5 protein-coding genes are annotated in these 6,359 nt (G+C 35.7%); 3 read left to right on the forward strand and 2 right to left on the reverse strand.

Annotated features, from left to right (window positions below):
- The first annotated feature begins 71 nt into the window (after positions 1-71).
- Positions 72-377, forward strand: a complete 306-nt coding sequence (locus tag HMPREF2937_RS09520; RefSeq protein WP_002479843.1) for a hypothetical protein — start codon at positions 72-74, stop codon at positions 375-377.
- 50 nt (positions 378-427) lie between these two features.
- Here the strand turns inward: HMPREF2937_RS09520 and HMPREF2937_RS09525 are convergent, their stop codons facing one another.
- Positions 428-667 (reverse strand): hypothetical protein, encoded by a 240-nt coding sequence (locus tag HMPREF2937_RS09525; protein WP_002479842.1) that lies wholly within the window; start codon positions 665-667, stop codon positions 428-430.
- A gap of 154 nt (positions 668-821) precedes the next feature.
- Between HMPREF2937_RS09525 and srtA the strand changes: the two genes are divergently transcribed.
- Positions 822-1,430 carry a class A sortase SrtA gene (gene srtA, locus HMPREF2937_RS09530; RefSeq protein WP_070864465.1) on the forward strand — a complete coding sequence of 203 codons (609 nt, stop codon included), beginning with the start codon at positions 822-824 and terminating at the stop codon, positions 1,428-1,430.
- A gap of 57 nt (positions 1,431-1,487) precedes the next feature.
- On the opposite strand, the gene bioB is transcribed toward srtA, so the two are convergent.
- Positions 1,488-2,498, reverse strand: a complete 1,011-nt coding sequence (gene bioB / locus HMPREF2937_RS09535) for a biotin synthase BioB (protein ID WP_002479840.1) — start codon at positions 2,496-2,498, stop codon at positions 1,488-1,490.
- 587 nt (positions 2,499-3,085) lie between these two features.
- Between bioB and HMPREF2937_RS09540 the strand changes: the two genes are divergently transcribed.
- Positions 3,086-6,359, forward strand: a 3,274-nt coding sequence (locus HMPREF2937_RS09540) for an SdrD B-like domain-containing protein (RefSeq protein ID WP_142351433.1), incomplete at its 3' end; no start/stop codon positions are given.

Below are 6,359 nucleotides of genomic sequence, written 5' to 3' on the forward strand. Positions count from 1 at the left end.
AAGTTTAAAGTGGAGTGTGTTCTAGGGTTAGGTTTATAATATTTTTGAAATTCATACCTAGAGGTGAAGTGATGAAGAATTTAATCATCGGTACATTATTATTTTTGTTAGTAGTGGGTTCAGGTTTGTATACGATTAAAGCTGAAATGCAGAATGATGCGAAGGCAGCAGCAACACAAAAATATAAAGTCAAAGGTATAACAACAGAAAAACAATTAAAAGCATTCTTTAATGATCCGAAGAAAACAGAAGCACAAAAGTTAGGCGCATATGAGACAGCTGTCGAAAATAAAGTCATTCCTCGCAGTCCGCATTTTCAAAGTGCTGATGCAGCATATAAAGAATCTATGAAGTTGAAACACCATAAGCAACAATAAAATAAAATCATCATTTATAAAGTAAGTGACAGGCTTTATAAATGATGATTTTATGTTAAATGTAGAAAATTTTTGATTTCATCTAGTGAAGGAAGTTGTTCAGTATAATATTCAAGGTTTTGAAGTAAAGGTTGATTATCTGACCATTGTTGAATTTGACTTAAGAAAGTACCATTAAAAATTTGACCATAGAAATGTAGGAAGTTAGATAAATAATTGCCTTCTTGCCATACTTTGTAAGTTCCGATAAGTGCTAATATAAAAACGATTCCTTTAAATAAATTCCACATCGTCTTTCTCCTTGAAAATAGTTTGTTATCTAATTAATTGTATAACATTTTTATTGTGATTGCTAGTGAGCGCATTGCTCTATATGAATATTGAAAACCATGTTATAATGAATGAAATTCACAGCATGAGTCGAACTGAATTAGGAGGTTTACAATGGGTAAATGGAAATCACGGTTATTTACATTAGTGGGTGTCTTACTTATTTTAGCGGGCATCTTTATGGTGTTTAAACCACAAATCAACCACTTTATAGCTGGTAAAGAAAATGAAGCGAAAATAGAACAATACGATAAACAACAAGCCTCAAAAAAACAAGAGAAAAAAGAAGTGCCGCAAGTTCCTAAAGATAAATCACAATTGGTAGGGTATATTGATATACCAAGTGTGAATATTAAAGAAGCGGTTTATCCTGGTGAAGCAACACCTGAACAATTAAACAGAGGTGTCAGCTTAGCCGAAGAGGATGAATCATTAGATCAACAAAACATAGCGATTGCCGGTCATACAAATACATCAGGCAACTATCAATTTACAAATTTACACAAAGTAAAAAAAGGTGCAAAAGTCACTTTTAAAGTCGGCAAAGAAACACGTAAATATAAAATTACGAAGATTAGAGATGTAAAACCTACTGAAATTAGTGTGTTAGCTGAACAGAAAAAGAAAAAAGATCAATTAACATTAATTACATGTGATGATTATAATCCACAAACTGGCGAGTGGGAAACACGTAGTATTTATACTGCTGAAAGAGTTGCATAATAAGAAAGACCTGAGACAACGATAACAGTCTCAGGTCTATTTTTTATGTTTCTACTATTATGCTTCTAATTTCTGTGTGATTTGTTCGGCAGTATCTTCAGGTAAATTACTGTGATCAATTTCAAAACCTAAGTCTTGAATCATGCGATAATCCATTTCATTCGGCTGACCACCTGTAATTAAGTAATCACCTACAAAAATTGAGTTAGCTGCTAGTAATGCTAAAGGTTGGAGTGACTGCAAATTGATTTCACGTCCGCCTGCAATTCTAATTTCTTTAGTTGGATTAACCAAACGGAATAAAGCAATGATTCGTAAACATTTCATAGGTGTAAGTTCGTCCATCTCTCCGAACTTTGTGCCTTGAATAGGATGTAAGAAATTAATAGGAATACTGTCTGCATCAATTTCTTTTAAGGCAAAGGCCATATCAATTCTATCTTGATCTGTTTCACCCATGCCGCAGATAACGCCAGAGCAAGGTGATATATGATGTGCTTTCATAATTTCTACAGTATTCACACGTTGTTCATAGGAGTGGGTTGTGACCACAGTATCATGATAATTTTCACTTGTATTTAAGTTATGGTTGTAACGATCAACACCTGCATCTTTTAAACGTTGTGCTTGATCATCATTTGCGATGCCTAAACATGCACAAACTTTTAATTCAGGATGCGTTTGTTTGATTTGTTTCACTGATGAAGTGATATGGTCAACTTCTTTATCACTAGGACCACGACCGCTCATCACAATACAGTATGTACCTATTTGATGTTCAGCAGCAGCATTTGCGCCAGCCACAATGTCATTTTCTGGAATCAAAGCATAACGGTCTTTTCTTTTCATATCCCTTGATTGACCACAGTACCCACAATCTTCAGGACAGATACCACTCTTCGCATTTAAAATCATATTCAGTTTTACTTTCTTTCCGTAATAATGTTTTCGAATAGCATAAGCCTCATCTAATAATGTCATCGTATCAATAGATTCATCTGTATATAAATTATAGGCTTCTTCTTTAGTGAGTGATTTACCGTTTAAAATATCTTGTGCAATTTGCATAATCGAGATCTCCTTTATAGTGAAATTCAATATGTAAACTTATTAATGTTTTAAGTTTACATTTGTGCGGGAGGATATGCAAGTGAAGATTTTTATGTGAAAGGGATGTTTTACAATATTTAAATTGTCAAAGTTAGGACATTTAAATCAAAAAATACAAAAGAAATCATCTAAATGTGTCTAAATTGTGACAAATATTAAGAGGTTATTAAATTTGTAAACGCTTTATTATTGAGATTATTTTGGAAACTGTAGAGTAAATTAACTCTAATAAGAGTGATAATTTATAAAAACGAAATAAATTGAGTTCAATTGCATCGTGTGGATTCGACCAACTTACAGATGATTTTCGTTAACATAATTATACATTTAATCAAAAAATTTCATGCAGTTAAGTTTTTGTTGTTGAAATGCGTTGTTCCATAAAATTTACGAAAAATAAATCAATAGTAATACAAAGTTGTTTGGAACTGTGATACTATCTATTTATACTAGTTTTTTGAAAACTTAGGTAAGTGGTAAACAATATACGTAACAATTGGACAAGGGAAATTTTTTTAATTTTTGGAAAGGGGTTATATCTTAATATGAGAAATAATTCACATTCGCGAGGCTTTGACGCAAGGCGTCAAAATAAATATTCGATCCGTCGTTTCACTGTAGGAACAGCTTCTATTATCGTTGGAGCAACTTTATTGTTCGGAATTGGTAACGAAGCAAGAGCTGCAGAAGGAACAACTGATTCTACTGGTAACCAAACGTCAGGTAGTTCGACTAGTGATCCAGCATCACAACCAACAGAAGATGCTGCACCAACTCAAGAGACTGCACCGACACAAGAAACACAAACAAACACAACAAATCAATCAACTGACCAATCGGTTGACCAACCTGTTGAATCAACAACACCACAAACTGATACAAAAACTACAGATGCACCTACAACTGGTGAAACTGTAACACCAGAACAAAATACAACAACTACTAATGATACAAATACAACAACTGCGTCAGATGCTCCACAACAAGAAACTTCTTCCCAAACTGCATCTTCAACAGATACATCATCGACAACAAAAGATACATCATCACAATCAGCACCAGAGTCGGCTGATACAACAACTTCTACAACACAAGAAAAATCAACTTCTGATACATCATCACAATCATCAACTTCAGATAAAGTAGATGCACCTACAACTTCTGCACAAGAACCAAGCAGTACAACACAAGAAAAATCAGCAGATACATCAAGCACTTCAAATACGACTTCTGCTCAAACAGCTGAAGAACCTGTAACTACTCAAGGTTCTACTGACCAAACGGTTGATAAGTCAACAGTTGAACCAAGTGCTGAACAAAATACTGTCTCATCTACTGAACCGACTCAACAAGTCATTGCAGCTGCTGATTCAAATACAACTACAGATGCAGGTACAGGTACTACTCAAGATACATCTTTACAATCAAGTGATTTAGCTGCACAAGCTGGTGTTACAAGTGCTGATTCACCTGAACTAGCAACATACAAATTATTGCAACAATCTTCTGATAATAAAGATGCAAACACAATTCAAACGACAGCTGAAACAACACCAATGTCACGTTCATTCAGTTTAATGTCAGCATCACCAACAACATTCACAACATTAGCAGCAGCAACAGGCACGAATGTAAATGATTTAGTTACTATTTCAAATCCTACAATCTCAACAGAACAGATTGACCCTAACCAAAGTGGTAATTTCCGATTGAATGCAGATTATACTGTTAATGGAACAGTGCAAGGTGGAGACTATTTCACTGTACAAATGCCAACATATGCAAATATGGATGGGGAACTAGATTATACAAATACTAACAATCAATTCACAACTGAGTTATTATCACCATCAGGATATGTAGTTGCAAACGGTGTTTACGACACAACTACTAAAACTTTAACTTATACCTTTACTGACTGGGTTAATGATAAAGAAGATGTATCAGGGAGCTTTAGTTTAGCGCAGTTTGCGGATCGTAATACAGCGAAAGATTATGGAACATACCCATTAACTTATAACTTAGCTGGTGAAACATTTAATACACAAATCACATATGCATATGATTCACACGAACATGGGGTTTATCCGGCATACGTTGATTCAATGATTACAAATGTTGATGCGACAAATACAACTAACGATTTTACTGAAGTGGTTTATGTCAACCCAACTGATTTAAACTTAAGCAGTGCAGCTCTAGTTATGGCTCCAAAAGACGGTAACAGTAATGCGCTAATTGGCTTTGACTATACAACTTTCCATATTTATGAAGTTCCAGACCCAAGTCAATTACCTGATAGCTATGATTTTGAAGCTGCAGGTTACCAAGACTTAGCACAAAGTTTCCAAAATAACGGAAGTATTTATACAAATGCAAATGGTGATATGATTATTAATTTCGGTGCGATTGATAATCCGTATGTAGTAGTTATGGATTCACAATTCGATCCGACTTATAGTTCAAATTTAACAACTAGAGCGACTCTCTATGCAACAGATCAATCTGGTTACACAGCAAGCTATTTCTTTGATAACAGCTTTGTAATTGAAAATAGTTCAGGTACTGGAGACGGAACACTTGAAACTTATAGACTAGGTGACTATGTATGGGAAGATACTAACCAAAATGGTATTCAAGATAGTGGAGAAACACCAATTTCAAACGTGTTAGTTACTCTTAAAGATGCTAACGGTAACATTATCAATACAGCAGTAACAGACCGATATGGGAACTACTTATTCTCAGATTTAAATAACGGAGATTATACAGTAGAATTTAGTACACCAGAAGGCTATGTTCCGACTACACAAAATGCTGGAACAGATAGCACTGTAGACTCAAATGGTTTAGTTGTACCTGTAACAATTAATGGTGCGGATAACTTAACAATCGACTCTGGTTTCTATAAACCTGTAGCTGCGACATACAACTTAGGTGACTATGTATGGGAAGACAGCAACAAAGACGGCATCCAAAACTCTAATGAAGTAGGAATCGAAGGCGTAACTGTAACGTTAACAAAACCAGACGGCACGACTGAAACAACAGTAACAGGCGCTGACGGTAAATATGAATTCACTGGCCTAGAAAACGGTGAGTACACAGTTAACTTCTCAACGCCAGCAGGTTATGAAGCAACACTTGTAAATCAAGGCGATTTAACAGCGCTTGATTCAAACGGTACAACAACTACAGTTGTCATCAATAATGCTGATGATTACACAATCGACAGCGGTTTCTTCAAACCAGTTGTTGAACCAGAACCAGTTCCAGCGACATACAACTTAGGTGACTATGTATGGGAAGATTCAAACAAAGACGGCATCCAAAACTCGAATGAAGTGGGTATCGAAGGCGTAACAGTAACATTGACAAAACCAGACGGATCAACAGTAACGACAGTTACAGATGCGAACGGTAAATATGAGTTTACTGGCCTAGAAAACGGCGACTACACAGTTGATTTCACAGCACCGGAAGGTTATGAAGCAACATTAGTCAACGTAGGTGACCATGCATTGGATTCAGACGGCGCGTCAACAACAGTAACAATCAATAACGCGGATAATTACACAATCGACAGCGGATTCTACAAACAGGTTGTTGCGCCAGAACCAGTACCGGCAACATACAACTTAGGCGACTATGTATGGGAAGACAGCAATAAAGACGGCATCCAAAACTCGAATGAAGTGGGTATCGAAGGCGTAACAGTAACATTGACAAAACCAGACGGATCAACAGTAACAACAGTTACAGATGCGAACGGTAAATATGAATTCACTGGCCTAGAAAACGGCGACTACACAGTTGATT

The organism is Staphylococcus sp. HMSC061G12, from assembly GCF_001838465.1.
Lineage (GTDB): Bacteria > Bacillota > Bacilli > Staphylococcales > Staphylococcaceae > Staphylococcus > Staphylococcus simulans.